Below are 23418 nucleotides of genomic sequence, written 5' to 3'. Positions count from 1 at the left end.
ATATAATACAAAGAAAGAGGTCGAGTGAAAGATGGCAAAGATTGATTTAACTCAGTATGGTATCACAGGTACCACAGAGATCGTACACAATCCTTCTTACGAGATGCTTTTCGAAGAGGAGACAAAGCCGGGTCTGGAAGGCTTTGAAAAGGGCCAGGAGAGCGAGCTTGGCGCAGTGAACGTTATGACAGGTATTTATACCGGACGTTCCCCCAAAGATAAATTCATCGTTATGGATGAGAATTCCAAGGACACCGTATGGTGGACATCCGAGGAGTATCCGAACGATAACCATCCGGCAACTCAGGAAGCATGGGCTGCAGTAAAGGATATTGCAAAGAAAGAGCTGTCCGATAAGAAGCTGTACGTAGTAGACGCATTCTGCGGCGCAAACAAGGACACACGCATGGCTATCCGTTTTATCGTAGAGGTAGCTTGGCAGGCTCATTTCGTAACCAATATGTTTATTCAGCCGACCGCTGAGGAGCTGGAGAACTTTGAGCCGGACTTCGTTGTATACAACGCATCCAAGGCAAAGGTAGAGAACTACAAGGAGCTGGGTCTGAACTCTGAGACCGCAGTTATGTTCAACATCACCAGCCGCGAGCAGGTTATCGTCAATACCTGGTACGGCGGAGAGATGAAGAAGGGTATGTTCTCCATGATGAACTACTATCTGCCGCTGAAGGGCATCGCTTCCATGCACTGCTCTGCAAACACAGATATGGAAGGAAAGAACACCGCTATCTTCTTCGGTCTTTCCGGAACAGGTAAGACAACTCTGTCTACCGACCCGAAGCGTCTTCTGATCGGTGATGACGAGCACGGCTGGGACGACAACGGCGTATTCAACTTCGAGGGCGGCTGCTATGCAAAGGTTATCAACCTGGACAAAGAGTCTGAGCCGGATATCTACAATGCCATCAAGAGAAACGCTCTTCTGGAGAACGTAACTCTGGACAAGGACGGCAAGGTTGACTTCGCAGATAAGAGTGTTACAGAGAATACACGTGTATCTTACCCGATTAATCACATCGAGAAGATCGCGCAGAATGTAAATGTTATTTCTTCCGGTCCGGACGCGAAGAACGTTATCTTCCTGTCCGCAGACGCATTCGGCGTACTTCCGCCGGTATCCGTTCTGACGCCGGAGCAGACTGAGTACTACTTCCTGTCCGGATTTACTGCAAAGCTTGCAGGAACCGAGCGTGGAATTACAGAGCCGACACCGACCTTCTCCGCATGCTTCGGCCAGGCATTCCTGGAGCTGCATCCGACCAAGTACGCTCATGAGCTGGTTAAGAAGATGAAGAAGAGCGGCGCTAAGGCATACCTGGTAAATACAGGATGGAACGGCACAGGCAAGCGTATCTCCATCAAGGATACCCGTGGAATCATCGACGCTATCCTGAACGGCGATATTCTGAACGCAGAGACCAAGACCATTCCGTACTTCAACTTTGAGGTACCGACAGCTCTTCCGGGAGTTGATTCAGGCATTCTGGATCCGCGTGATACATACGCAGATGCTGCAGAGTGGGATGCAAAGGCTAAGGATCTGGCACAGCGTTTCATCAAGAACTTTGCAAAATATGAGAGCAACGCAGACGGCAAGGCACTGGTTGCAGCAGGTCCGCAGCTCTAATTTATACAAAGGGATTGACAGGAAAAAAAGAACATGTTAGAATGACTCCATTAAAACCCGAAAGGGAAGTGGATTTTTCCGGAGTGATTCTGCTTTTCGCCACACAGATATGAGAGATCATATCTGTGTGGTATTTTTATGCGGGAAAATAAGAGGAGATACGAAATGAACGATGCTTTCATGAAAGAGAAACCGATTCTGAGTCTGGTGCTTTCGATGTCCCTGCCCATGGTGCTTTCCATGCTGGTCAATTCCCTGTACAATATCGTGGACAGCTATTTTGTAGCCAGCATCAGCGAGGAGGCCATGACGGCCCTGTCCCTGGTCTATCCGATTCAAAATCTGATCAATGCGATTACCATCGGCTTTGGCGTCGGCATCAACGCCACCATTGCCTTCTATCTGGGGGCACAGCGAAAGGAGCAGGCGGATCGGGCGGCTTCTGCCGGCTTTTTCATCAATGCGGTTCAGAGCCTGATTCTGATGCTCATCTGTCTGCTGGTGATGCCGGGCTTTCTGTGGTTGTATTCGAAGGATACAGGGGTTATCGACTATGCGCTGCGGTATTCCCGCATCGTTTTTGCCTTTGCGGTGATGATTTCCTTTAGCCTGAGCTTTGAGAAAATCTTTCAGGCAGTAGGAAGGATGAAGGTGTCCATGGTAAGCCTCATGGCAGGCTGTATCAGCAATATTATTCTGGATCCGCTGCTGATCTTCGGCGTTGGACCCTTTCCGGCTATGGGTATCGAGGGCGCAGCCCTGGCAACGGGCATCGGACAGACCGTCAGTGTGGCTGTGTATCTGATCATTTATGTTGTACGCCCGATTCCGGTGCGAATCACCAGAAAAGCCCTGAGCCTTGAAAAGGATGTGCTGAGCCGTATCTATAGCGTGGGCATTCCGGCCACCCTGAATCTTGCGGTACCATCTCTGACAATTTCCGCATTAAACGCGGTTCTTGCCGGATTTTCAGACGTCTATGTGCTGGTGCTGGGCGTATATTATAAACTACAGACCTTCCTGTATCTGACCGCAAATGGCATCGTGCAGGGCATCCGCCCGTTAGTGGGATATAACTATGGCGCCGGAGAGGAGCAGCGGGTGCGGAAAATTTACCGGACGGCGCTGACACTGGCGGCGGTCATCATGGCTTTCGGAACGGTGATTTGCCTGATGTTCCCGGAAGAATTATTCGGCCTTTTTACCAAAAACGCGTCAACCGTGGAAATGGGAGCCCAGGCGCTCAGACTGATTTCCGCCGGTTTTCTGGTTTCCTCTGTATCCATTATCTCCGGCGGCGTCCTGGAGGGGCTGGGCCTGGGCGTGCCGTCCCTGATAATCTCCCTGCTCCGCTACCTGGTACTCCTGGTTCCGGCAGGCTTCATCCTGAGCCGTTTCCTGGGCGCAGCAGGCGTCTGGCACGGCTTCTGGCTGACCGAATGGGCGACCGCGGCGGCCGCGTTTGTGATTTACAAAAAAGCGGTAAGTAAGCTTTAATTTTTTCTGTTGCCAAATAGTATCATTTGCAGTATAATAATTTCATGAGTTGAGTAACTTATAAGTGAAACGGAATGAATTCCTGGGGTGTGCGTGAACCCGCTATTTTGAACCTACATTTACGTTCATGGGATTCCAACATTTCTGTCCGGATGTCAGGCCTCCGATTGTGCAGTGGAAGGCAGAAAGGCAGTTGAGGTTACCCACCTAGCATTAGCTAGGCGTCAAAATCGCGGAAACGGCACTTTGGGTTTACAAGAAAGATAAGGGCAGTCGGAGACGGCTGTCTTTTCTTTTGCGCTCGGAGGGAAAATGCGGATGGAAGGAAAGAAGCTCCGGAAGATAAAACTGGGAATTCTGACCATGGGAATCCTGATTTTAGGCGTGATACTGAGCCTGAAATATGGCGGCGCGGCGGATAAGACAGAGATGGAATTTTCGGACAGGAGGGAAACGGAAGAAGCGCCCGGGGCGCGTGAGTCCGGGACAGAAGAACCGGAGCCGGAGCTGCTGCCTTTTACCGGCAGTATCCGTGTCCTTTTAAAGACGGACGGCTTCGCCGGATTGCTGCATGAAAAAGCAACGTTTATCTCAGAAAACGGAAACGACCTGATCCTGACGGACCGGGATACCGGTGAAACAATAGAGGAAGGAAACCGTCTGGAGCTGACAGGGGAGGATGGCGTGCTGTATTTAAACGGAGAACCGCTGGAGGGCAGGCCGCGTTGTCTGCGGACGCAGGCGGCAGAGGTAGGCATCCGGGTGGCTTCCCTGACCAGAAATGCCGGTCATCCCGTTTACGGGGGCGCGTTGGAAATCTGGCCTGCGGACGAGGGCTTCTATCTGGTCAATGAGGTGCCCCTGGAGACATATCTGGCCTATGTGGTGCCCAGTGAGATGCCATCCGGCTATCATATGGAAGCCCTGAAGGCCCAGGCGGTCTGCGCCCGGACCTATGCGTATCAGGAGCTTTCCGCATACGCCTACCCGGACTGCGAGGCTCATGTGGACGACAGTGTCAGCTTCCAGGTTTACGGCAACACGGGCCGGACCGCCGGCACAGATCGGGCGGTGGCAGAAACCGCCGGGCAGATTCTGACCTGTCAGGGCAGTCCGATTACGGCATACTATTTTTCCACATCCTGCGGCGCAACCGGCAATCAGGAGGTCTGGTGGGACGGCGATCAGACAGCGACACCCTATCTGGCCGGAAAGACCGTGGACGCAGCCGGGGAAGCGGTAGATTTAAGTAAGGAAGAAGAATTTAACGCATTTCTTGAGGCGGATCACCCGGACGGCTATGACGCGGATATCAGCTGGTACCGCTGGGAGACGGAGATTGACAACAAGACACTCTCGGAAAATCTGAATCAGGCGTTGGCAGGGCGTATCGCGGCCAATCCGAACGCTGTCCTGACCCGCCTGGGAAGCCGTCTGGAAAGCCGTACCATCAAAACCATCGGGCGGATCCGGGGCATCGACGTGCTGGAGAGAAACGAGGGTGGAGCTGTTACAAAGCTTCAGATTCGCGGCAGCCGTCATACCATCGAGGTCAGCACCGAGTACAATGCCCGGGCCCTTCTGAATGTACAGGGCGGAAGCATCCGGCGAAGGGACGGCAGCAGGGTGGAGGGCGGCATGCTGCTGCCCAGCGCCTGCATGAGGATTACGCCTCTGTTTGATGAAAAGGGCGAGCTGTCCGGCTGGCGGTTCACAGGCGGTGGCTATGGCCATGGCGTGGGCTTAAGCCAAAACGGGGCCAACGGTATGGCGAAGCAGGGAAAAGGCTACGGAGAAATCCTGCATTTTTTCTACACAGATGTGGAATTGACGGATATCAGGGAGATGTGATAATATATAAGATACGGTTAAAAGATTCGAGAATATGACGGGGGAATCATGAAGTTTGTGAAAAAATGCATAAAGTTAATCATGGGCTTTTTGAATGCCATGCAGGAGGACTGTGTGGGGGCGTATGCGGCGCAGACTGCATACTTCATTATGCTGTCCTTTTTCCCGTTTATCATCCTTTTAGTGACGCTGGTACAGTATACCTCCCTGACGCCTGCAGATATCTATAAAGCGGCACAGATGATTTTTCCCCCCAGCATGGATTCGTTCGTGCTGGGAATTATAGACGAGGTATACAGCAAGACGGCAGTTACCATTTCCCTGTCCGCGATCATGACAGCCTGGTCCGCAGGTAAGGGCTTTATGGGTCTGATACAGGGGATGAATATGATTTACAATGTGGAGGAGCGCAGAAATTATATCATTCTGCGGCTGCAGTCCGCGTTATATACGATGGTTTTCGTGGTGGCGATTATCCTGTCCCTGGTGGTTCTGGTCTTTGGCAATTCCCTGCACGAGATGGCGGTGGAATACATTCCGATTCTGACCTATGTGACGGAGATTATCCTGAAAATGAAAGGCATGGTGTCCGTCGGGATCCTGGCGGTACTCTTTATGGTGCTGTACCGTTTTGTGCCGAACCGGAAGGTGCGGCTCATCCGGCAGGCTCCGGGCGCGGCTTTCGCGGCGGTGTGCTGGTATGTATTTTCTATCGTATTTTCCCTTTATGTGGAATATTCTCCGGGTCTGGCCAATATGTACGGCAGTCTGACCACCATCGTGCTGGTGATGCTGTGGCTGTATTTCTGTATGTATATCATTCTGATTGGCGCGGAGATCAATTCTTACTTCGAGGATCAGTTCCGGCGGGTGTCCTATTACCGGCGGATGCTGCGGGAGCAGAAGAAGGAACAGGCAGAAGTGGAAAAGGAGCTTCGGGAAGAAGCGAAGGAAAAGGCAGAGAAAGAGATATAAAAAATTCCCGATCGGACGCAGCGCGTCCGGTCGGGAATTTTTTATATCTCTTTCTCATCTGCTTCTGCAGCCTCTTCCGCAGCGGGAGCGTCTTCGCTCTCTGGGGCTTTAGCAGTCTCTTCTTCTGCGTCCTCTTCTTTTGCTGTGGATTCTTCAGAAGGTGTCAGGGACACATAGCTTCTGTCAGCAGTCTTCGAAGGCTCGGCGTCCAGATCCTCGTCCTCGAATTCGTCCTCCAGCTCATCCACCAGATCGTCGAAATCCTCGTTCGGGGAAATGAATTTTTTATACAGCGCCACTCCTCCTGCAACGGCAGCTCCGACTGCGGCGATTGCTCCAAAAATCTTTGCTATTTTCTTCATGATACAGTCCCTCCTTGTAAATTTATTCTATTGTAATACGAAACCGGAAAAAAGAAAAGCGAAAAAATATTAAAAATTTATTGTCAATCTAAAAATTATATATTACTCTAATAGAAGTGGTATGCCGGTAAAAAAGCTGGCATAGCTGGAAAGAGGAGTGAAAAATTGGAAAAAAGAAAACTGATACTGGCTTCCGCGTCACCGAGACGCAGGGAGATTCTGAGCAATATGGGCCTGAACTTCCAGGTGCATCCGGCCTGCGGAGAAGAAAAACTGGAGACGTCGGACCCGGTAGAGGCAGTAAAAGCCCTGGCATTGCAGAAGGCCCGGGAAGTGGCGGACAAGACAGGAGAGCCCGCGCTGGTCATTGGATCCGATACGGTAGTGGCCAGTGGGAATAAAATTCTGGGAAAGCCCCATGATAAAGAAGAAGCGTTTCGGATGCTGAAGGAGCTGCAGGGGGCGTCCCATATGGTGTATACGGGCGTGGCGGTGATCGATACCGTGACCGGCGAGCCGTTGGCGCATTTCGCGGAAGGGACAAAGGTATCCATGTATCCCATGACGGACGCCTGGATTCAGGATTATATTGAGACCGGCGAGCCCATGGACAAGGCGGGAGCTTATGCCATACAGGGCGGCTGTATGCCCTATATCCGCGGAATACAGGGAGAATACGCCACGGTCGTTGGCTTTCCGGCGGCCCGGTTTTATCAGGAGCTTCTGAAAAAGGGCGTGGATTTGCGGAAGACGGAAGAGGAGGAATATTATGAGCTTTAAAGCATGTATTTTTGATTTGGACGGTACCCTCTGTGACAGTGTAGAGTCCATTGCCTGGAGTGCCAACCGGGCTTTACGGGATTTCGGAATGAGGGAAGCTGCGACAGAGCAGTATAAGATTTTTGTGGGAGACGGCGTAGACGTCCTGATTCAGCGGCTGCTCCGCTTCGGCGGCGACGAGGCGTGTGAGAACTTTGAACGGGTGCGGGAACGCTACATGGAATATTTCAAAGAAGGCTGTCTCCATAACGTAAAGCCTTATCCGGGCATCGTGGAAGCCTTGAAGGAACTGAAAAAACAGGGCGCGAAGCTCGCCGTTTTGTCCAATAAACCGGACGCCAACACCAAAAACGTCATCCGTACCGTATTTCCGGAGGAGGGGCTGTTTGACTGGGTGCAGGGACAGTCCGGGGCATTCCCGAGAAAACCCGATCCGGCAGGCGCTCTCTACATCGCGGAGCAGTTTGGCGTAAAGCCGGAGGAGTGCATGTATCTGGGCGATACCAGCACAGATATGAAGACTGGAACCGCAGCCGGCATGTACACAGTGGGTGTGCTTTGGGGCTTCCGTGAGGAGCGGGAGCTGCGGGAGAACGGTTCGGACGCCATCGCGGGACAGGCGGATGAAATTGCCGAGATCTACAGAAAGGGTGGACAGATACATGATTAAACTGATATGCAGCGATATTGACGGAACTCTGCTTCCTGAGGGAACCGCGGAAATCAATCCAGAGATCTTTGCTGTTATTCGAAAACTGAAGGAAAAAGATATCATCTTTGCGGCGGCCAGCGGAAGACCCTATTCCAGTATAGTCAGACTGTTTGAGCCGGTTAAAAACGATATTATCTTCGTTTCAGAAAATGGAGCCTATGTAAGCTGCAGAGGCTATCTGATGTCCGAGGAGGTTATCGATTGGAAGGATGTCTGTGAGTGGGTAGAGGAAGTGCGAAAGATTCCGGGAGCCAGCCTTGCCCTGGACGCCGACGGCGGACTTTACTCCGAAAGCACGGATCAGGAGTTCGTGGATCTGATCCGTCTGGGCTACCACAGCCGGTTGACGATTGTGGAAGATGTACTGGCAGAGGAGCGCCATATCAATAAAATATCCGTATACCGGAAAAATGACATTGAGAAAGTGGCGGAGGACATGGTTCCCAGATGGTCCAAGCGTCTGCATTGCACCATAGCAGGAGACATCTGGCTGGATTTCATGAGCAAAGAATCCAACAAAGGACACGCCATCCGGGAGATCCAGAAGATTCTGAAAATCAGTCCTGATGAAACCATGGTTTTCGGTGATAACTTAAATGATCTGGAAATGCTGGCAGCGGCCACGGAAAGCTACGCGGTAGCCAATGCGGCGGAACCGGTCAGAAAAGCGGCAAAGCACATCACGGATACCAATGTCAACGACGGCGTACTGAAAGTACTCCGCACTCTGTTGTAGGATAGAATATAAACAAAAAGGAGAGCACACAATGAACGAATATACAGAAGAATGTCTGAAAACATTTCTGAAGAACCAGGGTCAGCTTTTTGATGAACTCGTGGCGGAGAGCCTGGAAGAGGCGGAAGAATTTCTGGAGGACTGCATGGCAGTGGTTGTAGACAGCCTGGAAGACGTCCGCGACTATCTGGAAGAAAGCGGTATGGACGTCAGCGGCATGAGCGACGAAGAAGTAGAAGAAACCGCGGAAGTCTTCGCCCTGGATGACGGCACCTACCTGATTGTGGAGGGATAAAAAACAATGATAAAAACCATCAGACGGGGGGCGGCTGCCCTGCTTGCGGCCATCGTACTGACGGGCAGCCTGACCGGCTGCGGCACATGGAGCAATACAAAAATTGTACTGACCACCGGCCTGACCGGCGATCAGCTCTTTAAAGTGGGCAAAAGCGTCTGCACCCTGCCCGAAGCCATGATTTACGTCATGGACTACAAGCAGCAGTATGAAAACGCCTATGGCGTGGAAATGTGGGAGCACGACTTTGGCGGCGTGACATTGGAAGAATATGTAAAAGATACCATTATTGCCCAGCTGGCCTCTATCAAAGCCGTAACCCTGCTGGCTAAAGAGAACAATGTCACCTTAAGCGATGCTGAAAAAGAAAAAATCAGCCAGGCAGCCGAAGAATATTACAGCGCTCTGACTGATGAACAGAAAAAATACATGAAAGTCGAAAAAGGCGACGTAGAAGACCTCTACACCGCCCATGTATTATCGAAAAAAGTCTACACCGAGATCACCAAAGACGTGAACACGGAAGTCAGCGACGACGAAGCCCGCATCATCACCATCCAGCAGATCCGCCTGGACAGCCTAGACAACGCCGAAATCGTCAAAGCACGCTTGGACGAAGGCAAAGATTTCGGTACCGTAGCCGCCGCTTATAATAGAGACAGCCAGACCACCGTAACCTTAGGCCGTGGTGAAAAAGAAGCAGCCTACGAAGAAGCAGCCTTCTCGTTGGAAAACGATCAGATAAGCGACGTCATCGAAACCACCGGCGGCTACTATATCCTGAAATGTGTCAACAACTTCGACCGCGACGCCACCGAAGCCAACAAAATTACCATGGTAGAAAAACGCCGCGACGAAGAATTCACCGAAGCCTACGAAACTTTGATGGCCGACACCCCATCCGAGTTCAACCGGCAGAAGTGGAACAAAGTCCACTTTGCCGACTACAGCGGTGAAGCCGCCCCCAACTTCATGACCATCTACACCAAATACTTCGGCAATTGATAATATACGAACAGAAAAAAGGACGCAACCCCTGCGCCCTTTTTTCGTCCGTCCTAAAGTAATTCATGCAGACAGTTCAAAAGCTCCGTATTCTTCTCCGGACTCATAAAGCAAAATCGGAAAAACCTCTCATCCAAAAATGGAAACGTCGAACAATTCCGAATCATAAGTCCCCGCTTAATGGCATGCTCAAACAACACATCCGCATCCACGCCCTCCTTGAGGATCTTCACCAGCATAAAATTCGCTGTAGGCTTATACACCTTCACCGTACCCCAGCCCTTCATTTCCTCATAACACCGTGTCCGTTCACGATGAATCAGCTCCCGTGTCTTACGGATATACTCTTCATCCGAGAACATCAGCTCCCCGGCCACCGCCGCCAGACTGTTAATGGTCCAGGGATTCTTATGGGTATTGATATACTTCAATAGATCCGCATTCCCCGTGACCGCATACCCAAGCCTGAGTCCCGGTGAAGCGAAAAACTTGGATACGCCCCGCAGTACCACCAGGTTATTGTAAAAATGAGTCAGCGGAATCGAATCCACCGCCGCCGCGTCCGGCGCGAACTCCACATAAGTCTCATCTACCATCACAAAGATGTCATACCGCTTACACTCATCCAGAATTTTCCGCATGGAATCCTGGGAAATCGCCGTAGAAGTGGGATTGTTGGGATTGCAGATTACCAGCAGATCAATACTTTCATTGAGCGCCGTCCTAAATGCTTCCGGATGCAGAACGAAATCGTCTTCCTCTTTAAGCGGAAAATAAAGAGACGTACCGCCGCCCAGGGAAATCTCCCGCTCGTATTCGGAATAAGTGGGTCCCAGAATCAGCGCCTTTTTCGGATGTTCCATCTGGATAAACAGCGAAATCAGCTCTGTGGAGCCATTTCCAACCAGAATACTCTCAGCGGGGGCGCCCACATAAGCTCCAATCCGGCGGCGTAAGGATGTATACTCCCGATCCGGATAAGAGGTAATCGCGTCAATATGGTCAATCAGCGAGGAACGCAGCTTCGGAGAGATGCCGAGCGGATTCACATTGGCGCTGAAACTGGTGATATCTTCCTTTTTGATGCCGTAAACTTCTTCAATCTTCTCCAGATCACTTCCGTGAAAATGGTCTTTATGCTTAATCATTTCGAATTCCTCTTTCCTTGTGCTTTCTGACAAATAATGCTATACTGATTATAACTGGATTTCAAAAAAATGCAATCAAAACTTGGAAAGCCGCGCAGGCGGCGGAAGGAGCGAATATCTATGCGGGCGAAGCTGGAACGAATCGCAGCAGGAAAGATAGAATACGAAAAGCCGAAGATGAGTCTGTCCGAATCTCTGATCACTCTGAATTGCAGGCCGGGGGAAAAGGCGGAGAGCAGTTTTACCGTGACCGCGGATCGGCAGATCAAAGGCATCGTCTATGCTTCCTCCTGGCGGATGCAGGTGGAGCATCCCAGCTTTTCTGCCCGGACGGCGCGCATCGGTTACAGCTTTGACGGGCAGGGCCTCTGGGGCGGCGAGGAGATTGAGGGCGAATTTTGTATCGTAGCCGAGGCCGGAGAGTATCTGCTTCCGTATACGGTGCGGGTAGCGCCCCATGAGGAGCCAAAGGAAGAGGGCTACGCTTACTTTATTTCCGCCGATCCGATTGAACCGCTGCCGGAGGAAAAGAGATCGGAACAGCCGGAAGAAGTACTGGATGTGAAAATCATCGAGGATACGGAAAAGAAGGAACTGACGCCGGGGGAGGCGCTGGAACTGGCTGATCAGATCAGGCGGGGCAGACGGCCCGAGGCTCAGGGCTTTGCCCGGGTAAAAGAGGCCTATGAGCGGTATGGCGGCAGTGAACTTCTGTCAGCGATCTGCTCGATTCTGATTAAAAACGGCAGCACCGACGAAGAAAGCTTTTCCTGGTACCGGCGCGGCGTGGAGCTGGAGCTGAAAATCACCAATCTTTATGAGTACTTTATGATGTCGGTTCCCGGAACCTTTGCGGAGGCATTTCCCCGGAATCTGCTGCTCTATTTCCTCATGGAGAATACGCTGAATAATGCTCAGAAGGCGCTGCTTTACGCCAATGTGATACGTTTCCAGCCGGAGGACGGCGAGCTTTACAGGCGCTACCGGGATCGGATTGAGGCCTTTATGCTGGATCAGCTTCTGGAGCGCAGACTCAGCGAAAATATGGCTGTCATATACGAACGTTTTCTGGTGGAAGAACTTCTGACCATTGATTTTGCCGAGGCGTTGTCAGATATTATGTTCCTGCGCCGTTTCCGCTGCGATGACAGACGGATCCGGCATGTGCAGGTGCTCTATGAGCAGCTACAGCAGAAGATTACCGTGCCTTTGAGCCACGGGGAAGCACTGATTCCCATCTATACGCCGGGGGCGGTGATTGTGCTGGTAGATGAACAGGGCAGCTGTTATACCAGCAGCGTCCCCTACACACTGACCCGTCTTATGAACGAGCGCCGTTACGTGGATAAATGCCGGGAACTGCTCCGATATCACAGAGGCTTATATCTCTACCTCTGCGACGGTATGTCCAGATGTCATGTGATTACCAGAGAAAATGTGGAAAATTATAAGCGGGTATTAAAGATTGAAGGCTTTACGGCTCATTACAAAGAAGATGTGCGTCAGGAGATCCTGCAGTTCTATTACGCAAACCAGGATCTGGACGATCTGGATCAGGAATTCTTTGTGACCGAGACAACCCGGATGACGCCGAAGGACCGGGCACGTTATGTGGAAATCCTGATTTTGCGCGGCATGTACGGGGAAGCATGGGATACGATCCGCGCTTACGATTATTCCATGGTGCGGGTAAAGCTCTTGCTGAAGCTGGCGGTCTGGAAAATGCGGGAACTGGAATATGAGGAGGATGCCTTCCTTTTGAAGCTCTGTCTGCATATTTTCCGGGAACACAAATACAACGAAGGAATCCTGGAATATCTTTCCGGTTACTATTATGGCTCTGTGGCCATCATGGAGGAAGTCTGGAATGAGGCGCATGAGTTTGAACTGGATGTCTTTGATCTGGAAGAACGTATTCTCGGCCAGATGCTGTTTACCGGACAGGTGAAAGAAGAGGCTTATGGAATCTTTGAGGATTACCGGGCGTTGGGCGGCGACGGTCTGGTGGCGCGGGCTTATCTCACATGGATGAGCTGGCAGGATTTTGTACGGGATGAGAAAGTGCCGGAAGGAATTTATGGGCAGCTTGCGCAGGCCATTGCCTGGGAAGCCGGTCTGGCGCCGGTCTGCGAACTGGCGTATCTGCGATATCTGTCCGGCAGGCGGAAGCTGACAGAAAGCGAGGAGATACGGGCCGAGCGGATGACGAAGCTCTGTATTCAGAAGAAAATGCGGTTTTCTTTTATGAAACCACTTTTGGCCCGGCTTGGGCGCTCGGAGCTTCTGGAGGATAAGACCTTCGTGGAATACCGGGCTAATCCGGAGCATAAGGTGATTCTGCATTACGTTATCGAGTCGCCACGGATGAAAAACTGCAATTATGTGGCGGAGCGGCTGTATCCGGTGGAGCCGGGACTTTTTGTGAAGGAATTTACCCTGTTCTACGATGACCGGCTTACCTGGTTTGTGACGGAGGAGGACGAAGAGGGCGAGCACGCTACGCCGGATCACAGCTTCGTGGAAGGCGGTGAAGAGCCGCTTGTGACCGGCACCAAATATGCTTCCATTTACGAAATGGCCCGTGCCCTGTCCGAGCACGACATGCCGGAACTTCGGCGGCAGTATGGGACCTACGGGAAAAAGAAATTTCTGGTGGAAACCATGTTTTCGTTAAAATAGACTGACATTTGTTCGGACAAGGAGGTAGCAGACAGTGGGAACCTTTGTAATAGGGTTTGATCTGGGAAAAGAGTATTCGCAGATCTGCTGCTGGAATGAAAAATCAAAAGAACCCGTCTCGGTGGCTGTGGAGCCCGGAACGGAGAAATACAGAATCCCCACAGAAACCACGGAGGCTTTTCTGAAAAAGGCCATGCGGCTTCTGAAGCCCTACGGTAAGATTCACGAGGCGGCTGCCGTGGTATTCTGTGTGGAACAGGCGGATGAGCAGACAGCGGCGGAGCTTCGGCGGGCGGCCATGCAGATGATTGGCATTCCGGAGAGCCGGATTTTCGTTCAGTCCCGTGAGGAGAGCTTCTGTGCTTATGTGCTGCATCAGCCCCGGGAAATCTGGCGGCATCAGTCCGTTCTCTTTACCTGCGAGGGAGGAGAACTTAGGAGCGCTGTGCTCAATGTGAACGGCAGGACGATTCCGGCCATGGCCCGGGCGGAAAAAGAAGAAAAATGGCAGACCGGCTTGGGGAATTATACCAATGGGGAGAAGGATCTGGCGCTGTCCGGCATTGCCCGGGATATTTTCGGAGGCCGTCCGGTGTCTTCTGTTTTTCTGGTGGGAGAGGGCTTCGATGGAAAATGGTATGAAGAAAGCCTGAAGATTCTCTGCAGTGCCGGGAAACGCGTTTTTGCGGGCAATAACTTATTTGCCAAGGGGGCCTGTTACCGGGCCATGGAAGAACTGAAGAATCCGGAGGAGCGTAGCTACGTGTTCCTGGGTGAAGATAAAATTCCCTACAATGTGGGTATCCGCACACCGGGAACGGGAAAAGACAGCCTCTATACCCTGCTGAACGCGGGAACCAGCTGGTATGAGGCCAAGGCGCAGTGCGAGGCCATGCTTCTGGATGAACCGGTGCTGGAATTTATCTTAAAGCCCATGCAGGGAAATATGACGCTGAAGGAAAGCCTGGAGCTTACCGGCATTCCGGAACGGCCTTCCAGGACCACCAGGCTTCGGATTTTTGTGGAATTCGAAGGCGTGGAAAAGCTTCGGATAGAGGTGCGGGATCTGGGCTTTGGCGAGCTGTTTCCCTCTTCCGATATGGTCTGGAACGAAACGGTTGATTTGAGTCAGGAAGGAGGCGCACGGGTATGGGAGCAGTGATGATTTGCCGGGATGAACCGGTAAAGACGCCCTATTACATAGAGAGCATGGGTATCCGCCTGTATTCCATGGAGGAGCTGGCGTTTTTCCTGTACGAAAATGTCTATCTGGCCGATCGTCAGATGCTGGGGAAACGCCTCTGGGAATGGCTTCGGACGGAGGCTCACAATCCGGATTTGGCGGAGAAGCTGAAAAAGGGAGCCGAGGCAGGAAGCAGCATCCAGAATATGGTTCTGACCATCCTTCGGAGTGTCGACTATTATACCCGGGAGGAGCTGACGGAGCTTTCTTCCAGGATGAAGGTGCTGAACACTTACCAGGAGCAGGAACGGCTGAAGCTCCGGGCCGACGAATATTTCATCAATGGTAATTATCTGGCGTCCATTTATGAATATGAAAAGATTCTGGACATCCGGCAGAGCGATCGGTTGGGTGTGGAGTTTTACGCCCATGTCTGGAACAATCTGGGCGTCTGCTACAGCCGTTTGTTTCAGTTTGGAAGGGCTGCACGGGCATTTCGCACATCCTGGCAGTACCAGAAGGATCCGGAGGTTCTGAAGGAGTATGTCTTTTCCATGCGGCTGGGACTGTCCGACGAAGATTTTGAACAGGCCATGGAGCTTCAGAATGTCCATGGAGAACAGCTCTCAGAATATATGGAGGACTATGAACGGCTTTTGTCCGAAGCAGGGGAACATCTGGAACAGCCGGAACATCTGGAGGAGAAAATCTATGAGCTGGAGCGGGAATATGAAAAAAATACCCGCTATGCGTAAAGTTCGGGTTGACAGACCAGAAACCAGATGTTAAAATTCAATGGTACCGTCACTTTATTGTTGTACAGTGATTGAATGGTAGAGAGTGAAAGAAAACGGTAACGAATCAGCCGCAGAGTCGGCAGTGGGAGGACAGATTATGAAAAAGAAAGTATTAAGCGTATTTTTGTGTGGAGTAATGGCAGCTTCCATGCTGGCAGGCTGCGGATCTTCCGGTAAAGAAGAAGTAGTAACCAATACCGACGCCCAGGACGCGGCTGAGGACAGCGCGGATGACGCGGCAGAGGTTGATACAGCTTCCGCAGACAGCGACATGGCGTATGTGGTAGACAAGGGGACTCTGGTAGTCGGCATCACCGATTTCGAGCCCATGGATTATAAAGATGACAATGGCGACTGGGTCGGCTTTGACGCAGATATGGCAAAGGCCTTCGCGGAGAGCCTGGGCGTAGACGTGGAGTTCGTAGAGATTGACTGGGATAATAAGGTCCTGGAGCTGGACGGCAAGAGCATCGACTGTGTATGGAACGGAATGACCCTGACTGACGAGGTCACAAGCTCCATGGAGTGCACCGGCGCATACCTGAATAACGCGCAGGTAGTCGTAGTACCGAAGGACGCAGCGGATAAGTATCAGGATACCGACAGCCTGAAGGATTTAAGCTTCGCGGTAGAGGCTGGCAGCGCCGGAGAGGCAGAGGTCAGCGCCCTTGGACTTAACTACACACCGGTGAAGGCACAGTCCGACGCCCTGCTTGAAGTGGCATCCGGCACATCCGACGCGGCAGTTATCGACTCCCTGATGGCAGCGGCCATGATTGGCGAGGGAACCAGCTATGCGGATTTGACTTATACCGTAGCCCTGAACAGTGAGAAATACGGCGTTGGCTTCCGTAAGGGTTCTGACCTGGCAGCCGTTCTGGACGAGTTCTTCGCAAACGCCACAGCAGATGGAAGCATGAAGGCGTGCGCAGAGAAGTACGGCGTACAGGCTGCTCTGGTACAGGAGTAATAAAAATAAAAGCAAAAGAGAAGTAAAATGGAACGAATCATAGAACAGATGCCGATTGTTTTGGGAGCATTGAACAGCGGCTTTCTGCAGACACTGAGATTATTTTTCATCACATTGATAGGAGCGGTACCCTTAGGACTGGTGATAGCTTTCGGGTCCATGTCAAAATTCCGCCCCTTGAGTATGTTATCCAAATTCATCGTCTGGATCATACGCGGTACGCCGCTTATGATCCAGCTTTTAATCATCTTTTATTTCCCGGGACTGGTATTGCATAAGCAGATCTGGGGCGGTGGAGAAACCGGTCGGTTCCTGGCCGCGTCCCTGTCCTTCGTCCTCAATTATGCCTGTTATTTTTCCGAAATCTATCGCGGCGGCATTCAGAGCGTTCCTGCCGGGCAGGAAGAAGCCGGTCTGGTGCTTGGTATGACCAAGACCCAGATTTTCTTCAAGGTTAAGCTGATGCAGATGATCAAGCGCATCGTACCGCCCATGTCCAATGAGATCATCACCCTGGTAAAGGATACTTCCCTGGCGCGTATCATCGCCCTGCAGGAGATTATCTGGGCCGGACAGGCTTTCATGAAGGGCTCCCAGGGAATCGCGGGTGAGATCTGGCCGCTGTTCTTCACAGCCGTCTACTATCTGATATTCAACGGTGTTCTGACGGTCCTTCTGGAGCGTCTGGAGCGGAAACTAGACTATTTCAGATAAGGAGGATGTAAAAAGAATGGCAATACTGGAAGTAGAACATGTAAGCAAAACCTTTGACAAAACAGAGGTTTTAAAAGATATCAGCTTTACCCTGGAAAAAGGCGATGTAGTATCCATCATCGGATCCTCCGGAAGCGGCAAGACCACATTTCTCCGCTGCCTGAACTTTCTGGAGCACCCGGACACAGGCGTCATCCGTGTAAACGGCGAGACCCTGTTCGACGCCGCAGATCCACAGACCCGTCAGGAATCCGAGATCCGCAAAAAGAGACTGCACTTCGGACTGGTCTTCCAGTCTTTCAATCTGTTCCCACAGTACACGGCCCTGGGCAACGTTATGTTGGCCAAAGAGCTGCTGGCCAAAGAGCAGCCGGACTACAAAGCCCGTAAAAAAGAAATCCACGCAGAGATCGAGGCCGAGGCCAAAGGTCTCCTGACCCAGATGGGACTGGCGGACAGAATGAACAACTATCCCCACCAGCTTTCCGGCGGTCAGTGCCAGCGTGTGGCCATCGCCCGCGCCCTTGCCTTGAAGCCGGACATCCTCTGCTTTGATGAACCGACGTCAGCCCTCGACCCGGAGCTTACCGGCGAGGTTCTGAGAGTCATCAAAGAGCTGGCGGATCAGAAAACCACGATGATTATCGTTACCCATGAAATGGCCTTCGCCCGCGACGTGGCCAGCCAGGTCATCTTCATGGATGACGGCCGCATCCTGGAAAAAGGCACGCCCGAAGAAGTCTTTGAGCATACCCGCGAAGAGCGTACGCGACAGTTCCTGTCCCGCTTCACGCAGGGGTAAAATAAAAACATCTCTGACCAAAGCGTCTTTGTTAAAACGTGAGGGCGGGGGAGAAAAATTTTCTCCCCCGCCTGTATTTTTACCACAAAACCCAGTTGAAAATCCGAACAATTCATATTAGAATAAAACAGATTGCAATTAAGAGAGGAGGACGTCCATCGTGAAAAAGCCCCTGATTATCCTGACTGGCCCCACCGCCGTCGGAAAAACAAAACTATCCATTGCCCTGGCGAAAGCCGTAAACGGCGAAATCATTTCCGCCGACTCTATGCAGGTTTACCGTCGCATGGATATCGGATCCGCCAAGATCCGCCCGGAGGAGATGCAGGGCGTCCCCCATCATCTGATCGATGTTCTGGAACCGGAGGAAGATTTTCACGTGGTTCTTTTCCAGAAACTGGCAAAAACAGCCATGGAAGACATCTGGTCCCGGGGGCACATCCCCATCCTGACCGGTGGCACTGGTTTTTATATCCAGGCGCTGCTCTACGATATTGATTTTACCGAAAATGAGGGAAATGTGGAGCTTCGCGCGAACCTGGAGGCTCTGGCCGCAGAGGAGGGCCCGGAAGCCTTCCACGCCCGACTGGTTCGGGCAGACCCAAAAGCAGCGGAAGAAATCCATGCCAACAACGTAAAGCGGGTTATCCGCGCCCTGGAATATTATGAAATGACCGGCGAGCGTATCTCAGAACATAATGAGGAGCAGCGGGAAAAGAAATCACCCTACAACTTCGCCTACTTCGTCCTGAATGACGAGCGCGCAAGCCTTTACGGGCGCATCGACCGACGGGTAGATGAAATGATGAAGGACGGCCTGGTGAAAGAAGTGGAGAGCCTTAAAAACGAAGGCTGCAGGCGCGGCATGGTCTCCATGCAGGGGCTGGGTTACAAAGAAATCCTGGACTATCTTGACGGGGAAATACCACTGGAGGAGGCCGTGCGCGTCCTGAAACGGGATACCAGGCATTTTGCCAAGCGCCAGCTCACCTGGTTCCGGCGGGAGCGGGATGTGATCTGGGTGGAAAAACCGGAATTCGCGTACGATGATGAGAAAATTCTTGCATTTATGCTGAAAATAATAAAAGAAAGAGGAATTATGAAATGACACAGACAGAGAACATGTACCGGGAACTGGGCATCAGCCCGGCCGTATACGCATTTGGACAGGAGATAGAAAAGGGCTTAAAAGAACGCTTTGACCGGATCGATGAGACTGCTGAATATAATCAGCTTAAGGTTGTGGGGGCCATGCAGAAAAACCGTGTGGAGGCGGCCTGCTTCGCAGCTACCAGCGGCTATGGCTATAACGATCTGGGAAGAGATAAGCTGGAGGAAGTTTACGCTGCGGCGTTTCACGCAGAGGCGGCCCTGGTGCGCCCTCAGATCGCCTGCGGTACGCACGCTCTGGCAGTAGCCCTGTCCGGAAACCTGCGTCCCGGCGACGAGCTTCTTTCTCCGGTGGGCAAGCCCTACGATACCCTGGAGGAGGTCATCGGTATCCGTCCGTCCAACGGTTCCCTGGCCGAATATGGCGTGACCTACCGTCAGGTGGACTTAAAGGAGGACGGAAGCTTCGATTATCCGGCCATTGAGGCAGCCTTAAATGAGCGTACAAAGCTGGTGACCATCCAGCGTTCCAAGGGCTATCAGACCCGTCCGACCCTTTCTGTACAGCGGATCGGCGAGTTGATTGCATTTATAAAAGAAAGAAAGCCGGATGTGATCTGCATGGTGGACAACTGCTATGGCGAGTTTGTAGAACGGATCGAGCCCACGGATGTAGGCGCGGATCTCTGCGTAGGCTCTCTCATCAAGAACCCGGGCGGCGGCCTGGCTCCCATCGGTGGTTACATCGTGGGAAAAGAACAGTATGTGGAAAATGCGGCATACCGTCTGACTTCTCCGGGCCTCGGCAGGGAAGTGGGCGCGTCCCTGGGCGTTATGACCAGCTTTTATCAGGGATTTTTCCTGGCTCCGACGGTCACGGCGGCAGCCTTAAAGGGCGCGATTTTCGCAGCCAATATCTATGAAAAACTGGGCTTTGCGGTAGTGCCGGACAGTACCGAGAGCCGTCATGATATTATTCAGGCCGTAACCTTTGGAAAACCCGAGGGCGTTATCGCCTTCTGTCAGGGCATTCAGGCTGCGGCGCCGGTGGACAGCTACGTAACACCGGAGCCCTGGGCGATGCCGGGCTATGACAGCGACGTCATCATGGCAGCCGGAGCCTTTGTACAGGGCTCATCCATCGAGCTTTCCGCGGACGGTCCCATCAAACCGCCCTACGCGGTATATTTCCAGGGCGGACTGACCTGGCCCCATGCGAAGCTGGGCATTCTCATGTCCCTGCAAAGAATGGTCGATGCCGGTCTGGTACAGCTATAAGGAGAAACGGATGAAAAAGGTAGTGGTTGTAGGCGGCGGAGCCGCCGGGCTCATGGCGGCCATTGCGGCGGCAAAGCAGGGCGCAAAGGTGACGTTGTTGGAAAAAAATAAGCAGGTGGGAAAGAAAATACTGGTTACCGGAAATGGCCGCTGCAATCTGACCAACCGGGATCAGAGTCCGGACCATTACCGGAGCGCGGAGCCGGATTTTGCGGCGCAGGTTCTGTCACGGGTCGGCATGCAGGATATTCTGAAAAAACTTACAGAATTTGGAATATTTACAAAAAACCGAAACGGCTATCTCTATCCCTACAGCGATCAGGCAGCTTCCGTGGCGGAGGTGCTGCGTCTGGAGGCGGAGCATCGGGGCGTAAAGCTGGCGCTGAATACAGAAGCACAGGCTATTACCCGGGAGGAAAATAGTTTTCGGGTGCAGACAGAAGGCTGGAGCTATCCGGCGGACGCAGTGATTTTGACCTGTGGATCCAAGGCGGCTCCGGAGACCGGATCCGACGGCGGCGGTTACAGATTGGCGGAGAGTCTGGGGCACCGAATCATCAAACCGCTCCCGGCGCTGGTACAGCTTCGATGTAAAGAAAAATTTTATGAAAAGCTGGCAGGTGTCCGGATGGACGCAAGAGTGGAGCTCTATACAGAGGAAAGGCTGCTGGCTTCCGATCAGGGCGAGGTGCAGTTTACAAAAAACGGAATTTCCGGTATTCCGGTCTTTCAGGTGAGCCGCTATGCAGTGCGGGCGCTGGATGCAGGAAAAAAGGTGCGGGCAGTGCTGAACCTGATGCCCATGTTTGACGAAGCACAGTTTCTCACATTTTTAAAGGACAGAGCAGAAAAAAATCCTTATAAGACCGGCGAACAGTTCCTGACCGGCCTTTTTCCGGCTAAAACGAGCGCTTGCGTGCTGGAACGCAGCGGTCTGGGAAAGAGCCGGAAAAAGGCAGGAGACTGGACGGATGCAGAATTTGCGAAGCTGACGCGTACTGTGACGCAGTTTGAGACAGAAATCACAGGAAGCGGCGATTTCACCCAGGCTCAGGTCTGCTCCGGCGGCGCAGACACGCGGGAAGTGAATCCGGATACCATGGAATCCCGAAAGGTGCCGGGCCTTTATCTGGCGGGGGAGCTTCTGGATGTGGACGGAGCCTGCGGCGGCTATAATCTCCAGTGGGCCTGGAGCAGCGGCTGGCTGGCGGGAATGAGCGCGGCGACAGCCGGAGAGGAGAAAACCCTATGATTCGAATCAGTCAAATCAAACTTCCGGTGGAGCATGGCGAGCCGGCGCTTCTGCAGGCGGCGGCCCGGGAACTGAAGGTGGCTTCCGAGAAGATCGAGAAGCTGACCATTCAGAAGAAATCCATCGACGCGAGAAAGAAACCAATTTGTTATGTATATACGGTGGATGTGAAGCTGAAGGGCGAGGAAAAGCTTCTGAAGAAGCTTCACAACCGAAATGTATCAAAGACAGAGAAAAAGAGGTACCATTTTCCGGAGCCCGGAAATGAGATGCTGGAACACCGCCCGGTCATCGTGGGAACCGGCCCGGCGGGCCTGTTCTGTGGCCTGATGCTGGCCCGGGCAGGTTATCGGCCTATCCTGCTGGAGCGGGGCGAGACCGCCAGAAAGCGGAAAGAGACCGTGGATCACTTCTGGAACGGCGGCACGCTCGTACCGAATTCCAATGTGCAGTTCGGCGAGGGCGGTGCGGGCACATTTTCCGACGGCAAGCTGAATACGCTGGTGAAGGATCCGGCGGGCCGGGGTCGTCTGGTCCTTAAGACCTTTGTAGAGGCCGGCGCGCCTGAGGAGATTCTCTACTGGAATAAGCCTCACCTGGGCACAGATGTGTTGATTGGCGTGGTGGAGCATATCCGAAAAGAGATTGAAAACCTCGGTGGAGAGGTGCGCTTCGGTACACAGCTCACGGACATCCACATCCGGGACGGCCAGGTCCGCGGCGTGTATACAAAGCGCAGCAGCGAACCGGAACAGGAAGCGGATTATCTGGAGGCGGAGGTGCTGGTGCTGGCCATCGGCCACAGCGCCAGGGATACCTTTGCCATGCTGAAAAGCAGGGCTGTCCCCATGGAGCGGAAAGCCTTTGCGGTTGGCGTGCGGATTGAGCATCCCCAGGAAATGATCAATGTGAGCCAGTATGGCGAGGGGTATCCGAAGGGACTGCCCACAGCTGCCTACAAGGTGACCCGTAAAGTCGGCGGCGGCCGGGGCGTCTATTCTTTTTGCATGTGCCCTGGCGGGTACGTGGTCAACGCTTCTTCGGAGGAGGGCGGCCTTGCGGTCAACGGCATGAGTTACCAGGCCAGAGACAGCCGTAACGCCAACAGCGCCATGATTGTGACCGTGCGTCCGGAAGATTTCGGCGGCAGCGATCTGTTGTCCGGCGTGGAGTTCCAGCGGAAGCTGGAGCGGGCGGCATACTGGGCAGGCGGCGGCCGGGTGCCGGTGCAGCTGCTGGGTGATTTCCGGCAGCATGTGATAAGTAAAAATCTGGGAGAAATTGAGCCCTGTATCAAGGGAGCCTGGACTTTCGGCGATGTGCGCGGCATCTTCCCGGCGGAGTTGTCGGCGGCTCTGGAAGAGGGTATCGTGGGCTCAGAGCATCTGATTCCGGGCTTTGCCCGGGCGGATGCAGTGCTGTCCGGCGTGGAGAGCCGGACCTCGTCACCGGTGCGTATCCTCAGAGACGACAGTCAGGAGAGCGCGGTGCGGGGACTTTATCCCTGCGGCGAGGGCGCGGGCTATGCGGGCGGGATCACTTCCGCGGCCATGGACGGCGTAAAAACCGCCGAGGCGATTGCAGGAAGATTCTGTCAGAACCTGGCGACAACTTAAGAGAACTTTAG

General features: G+C 52.8%; 21 protein-coding genes and 1 other RNA gene. 20 read left to right on the top strand and 2 right to left on the bottom strand.

Going from position 1 to position 23418, the window contains the following annotated elements; genetic code table 11:
• Window positions 1–31 precede the first annotated feature (31 nt).
• The 5 genes from pckA to WMO29_RS05345 all read left to right on the top strand — a co-directional run bounded on the left by pckA (window position 32) and on the right by WMO29_RS05345 (window position 5968).
• The gene (gene pckA / locus WMO29_RS05365) at window positions 32–1645 is read left to right on the top strand and encodes a phosphoenolpyruvate carboxykinase (ATP) (protein ID WP_349164076.1); all 1614 of its coding nucleotides are present in this window, start codon (window positions 32–34) and stop codon (window positions 1643–1645) included.
• A gap of 165 nt (window positions 1646–1810) precedes the next feature.
• On the top strand, window positions 1811–3142 hold the full coding sequence (locus tag WMO29_RS05360; RefSeq protein ID WP_349164075.1) for an MATE family efflux transporter: 1332 nt from the start codon (window positions 1811–1813) through the stop codon (window positions 3140–3142).
• A gap of 76 nt (window positions 3143–3218) precedes the next feature.
• A non-coding RNA gene (gene ssrS / locus WMO29_RS05355) (6S RNA) lies at window positions 3219–3399 on the top strand.
• A gap of 61 nt (window positions 3400–3460) precedes the next feature.
• Complete coding sequence (locus tag WMO29_RS05350) at window positions 3461–4993, top strand: SpoIID/LytB domain-containing protein (RefSeq protein ID WP_349164073.1); 1533 nt, start codon at window positions 3461–3463, stop codon at window positions 4991–4993.
• Window positions 4994–5041: 48 nt separating this feature from the next.
• Complete coding sequence (locus tag WMO29_RS05345) at window positions 5042–5968, top strand: YhjD/YihY/BrkB family envelope integrity protein (RefSeq protein ID WP_178039271.1); 927 nt, start codon at window positions 5042–5044, stop codon at window positions 5966–5968.
• A 41-nt stretch (window positions 5969–6009) separates the two neighbouring features.
• On the opposite strand, the gene WMO29_RS05340 is transcribed toward WMO29_RS05345, so the two are convergent.
• Window positions 6010–6330, bottom strand: coding sequence for a hypothetical protein (locus WMO29_RS05340; RefSeq protein WP_349164072.1), 321 nt, complete (start codon window positions 6328–6330; stop codon window positions 6010–6012).
• 165 nt (window positions 6331–6495) lie between these two features.
• On the opposite strand from WMO29_RS05340, the gene WMO29_RS05335 reads away from it, so the two are divergent.
• Genes WMO29_RS05335 through WMO29_RS05315 form a run of 5 tightly spaced genes read left to right on the top strand, consistent with a single transcriptional unit; the run spans window position 6496 to window position 9858 of the window.
• Window positions 6496–7110: a Maf family nucleotide pyrophosphatase gene (locus tag WMO29_RS05335; RefSeq protein WP_178039477.1), complete on the top strand. Its 615-nt coding sequence runs from the start codon at window positions 6496–6498 to the stop codon at window positions 7108–7110.
• Window positions 7100–7780: an HAD-IIIA family hydrolase gene (locus WMO29_RS05330; protein ID WP_178039478.1), complete on the top strand. Its 681-nt coding sequence runs from the start codon at window positions 7100–7102 to the stop codon at window positions 7778–7780. The genes WMO29_RS05335 and WMO29_RS05330 overlap by 11 nt, the downstream gene beginning before the upstream one ends.
• Window positions 7773–8558, top strand: a complete 786-nt coding sequence (locus WMO29_RS05325) for an HAD family hydrolase (RefSeq protein WP_349164070.1) — start codon at window positions 7773–7775, stop codon at window positions 8556–8558. Before WMO29_RS05330 ends, WMO29_RS05325 begins: the two co-directional genes overlap by 8 nt.
• Before the next feature lie 31 nt (window positions 8559–8589).
• Complete coding sequence (locus WMO29_RS05320; RefSeq protein ID WP_349164069.1) at window positions 8590–8853, top strand: glyoxalase; 264 nt, start codon at window positions 8590–8592, stop codon at window positions 8851–8853.
• Between the two features lie 6 nt (window positions 8854–8859).
• On the top strand, window positions 8860–9858 hold the full coding sequence (locus WMO29_RS05315; RefSeq protein ID WP_349164068.1) for a peptidylprolyl isomerase: 999 nt from the start codon (window positions 8860–8862) through the stop codon (window positions 9856–9858).
• 53 nt (window positions 9859–9911) lie between these two features.
• Here the strand turns inward: WMO29_RS05315 and WMO29_RS05310 are convergent, their stop codons facing one another.
• Window positions 9912–11006, bottom strand: coding sequence for a pyridoxal phosphate-dependent aminotransferase (locus tag WMO29_RS05310; protein ID WP_349164067.1), 1095 nt, complete (start codon window positions 11004–11006; stop codon window positions 9912–9914).
• Window positions 11007–11126: 120 nt separating this feature from the next.
• On the opposite strand from WMO29_RS05310, the gene WMO29_RS05305 reads away from it, so the two are divergent.
• The 10 genes from WMO29_RS05305 (at window position 11127) to WMO29_RS05260 (ending at window position 23407) form a co-directional block, all read left to right on the top strand.
• Entirely contained in the window at window positions 11127–13685 is a 2559-nt protein-coding gene (locus tag WMO29_RS05305; protein WP_349164066.1) for a DUF5717 family protein, read from the top strand.
• A gap of 34 nt (window positions 13686–13719) precedes the next feature.
• Complete coding sequence (locus WMO29_RS05300; protein ID WP_349164065.1) at window positions 13720–14847, top strand: DUF5716 family protein; 1128 nt, start codon at window positions 13720–13722, stop codon at window positions 14845–14847.
• Window positions 14835–15623: a hypothetical protein gene (locus tag WMO29_RS05295; RefSeq protein WP_349164064.1), complete on the top strand. Its 789-nt coding sequence runs from the start codon at window positions 14835–14837 to the stop codon at window positions 15621–15623. The genes WMO29_RS05300 and WMO29_RS05295 overlap by 13 nt, the downstream gene beginning before the upstream one ends.
• A gap of 139 nt (window positions 15624–15762) precedes the next feature.
• Window positions 15763–16635, top strand: a complete 873-nt coding sequence (locus tag WMO29_RS05290; RefSeq protein WP_349164063.1) for a transporter substrate-binding domain-containing protein — start codon at window positions 15763–15765, stop codon at window positions 16633–16635.
• A 27-nt stretch (window positions 16636–16662) separates the two neighbouring features.
• Window positions 16663–17349: an ABC transporter permease subunit gene (locus WMO29_RS05285; protein ID WP_178039487.1), complete on the top strand. Its 687-nt coding sequence runs from the start codon at window positions 16663–16665 to the stop codon at window positions 17347–17349.
• A 16-nt stretch (window positions 17350–17365) separates the two neighbouring features.
• Window positions 17366–18151: an amino acid ABC transporter ATP-binding protein gene (locus tag WMO29_RS05280; RefSeq protein ID WP_349164062.1), complete on the top strand. Its 786-nt coding sequence runs from the start codon at window positions 17366–17368 to the stop codon at window positions 18149–18151.
• A gap of 160 nt (window positions 18152–18311) precedes the next feature.
• The gene (gene miaA, locus WMO29_RS05275; RefSeq protein ID WP_349164061.1) at window positions 18312–19259 is read left to right on the top strand and encodes a tRNA (adenosine(37)-N6)-dimethylallyltransferase MiaA; all 948 of its coding nucleotides are present in this window, start codon (window positions 18312–18314) and stop codon (window positions 19257–19259) included.
• The gene (locus WMO29_RS05270) at window positions 19256–20539 is read left to right on the top strand and encodes a methionine gamma-lyase family protein (RefSeq protein ID WP_349164060.1); all 1284 of its coding nucleotides are present in this window, start codon (window positions 19256–19258) and stop codon (window positions 20537–20539) included. The genes miaA and WMO29_RS05270 overlap by 4 nt, the downstream gene beginning before the upstream one ends.
• A 10-nt stretch (window positions 20540–20549) precedes the next feature.
• The gene (locus WMO29_RS05265) at window positions 20550–21791 is read left to right on the top strand and encodes a BaiN/RdsA family NAD(P)/FAD-dependent oxidoreductase (RefSeq protein ID WP_349164059.1); all 1242 of its coding nucleotides are present in this window, start codon (window positions 20550–20552) and stop codon (window positions 21789–21791) included.
• Window positions 21788–23407 carry an NAD(P)/FAD-dependent oxidoreductase gene (locus WMO29_RS05260; protein ID WP_349164058.1) on the top strand — a complete coding sequence of 540 codons (1620 nt, stop codon included), beginning with the start codon at window positions 21788–21790 and terminating at the stop codon, window positions 23405–23407. Before WMO29_RS05265 ends, WMO29_RS05260 begins: the two co-directional genes overlap by 4 nt.
• The last annotated feature ends 11 nt before the right edge of the window (window positions 23408–23418 follow it).

This window comes from Laedolimicola intestinihominis (genome assembly GCF_040096155.1).
In the GTDB taxonomy this organism is placed as follows: Bacteria; Bacillota; Clostridia; order Lachnospirales; family Lachnospiraceae; genus Laedolimicola; species Laedolimicola intestinihominis.
The sequence above is the reverse complement of the archived record's forward strand: the minus strand, read 5'-3'. Positions and strand labels throughout refer to the sequence as shown.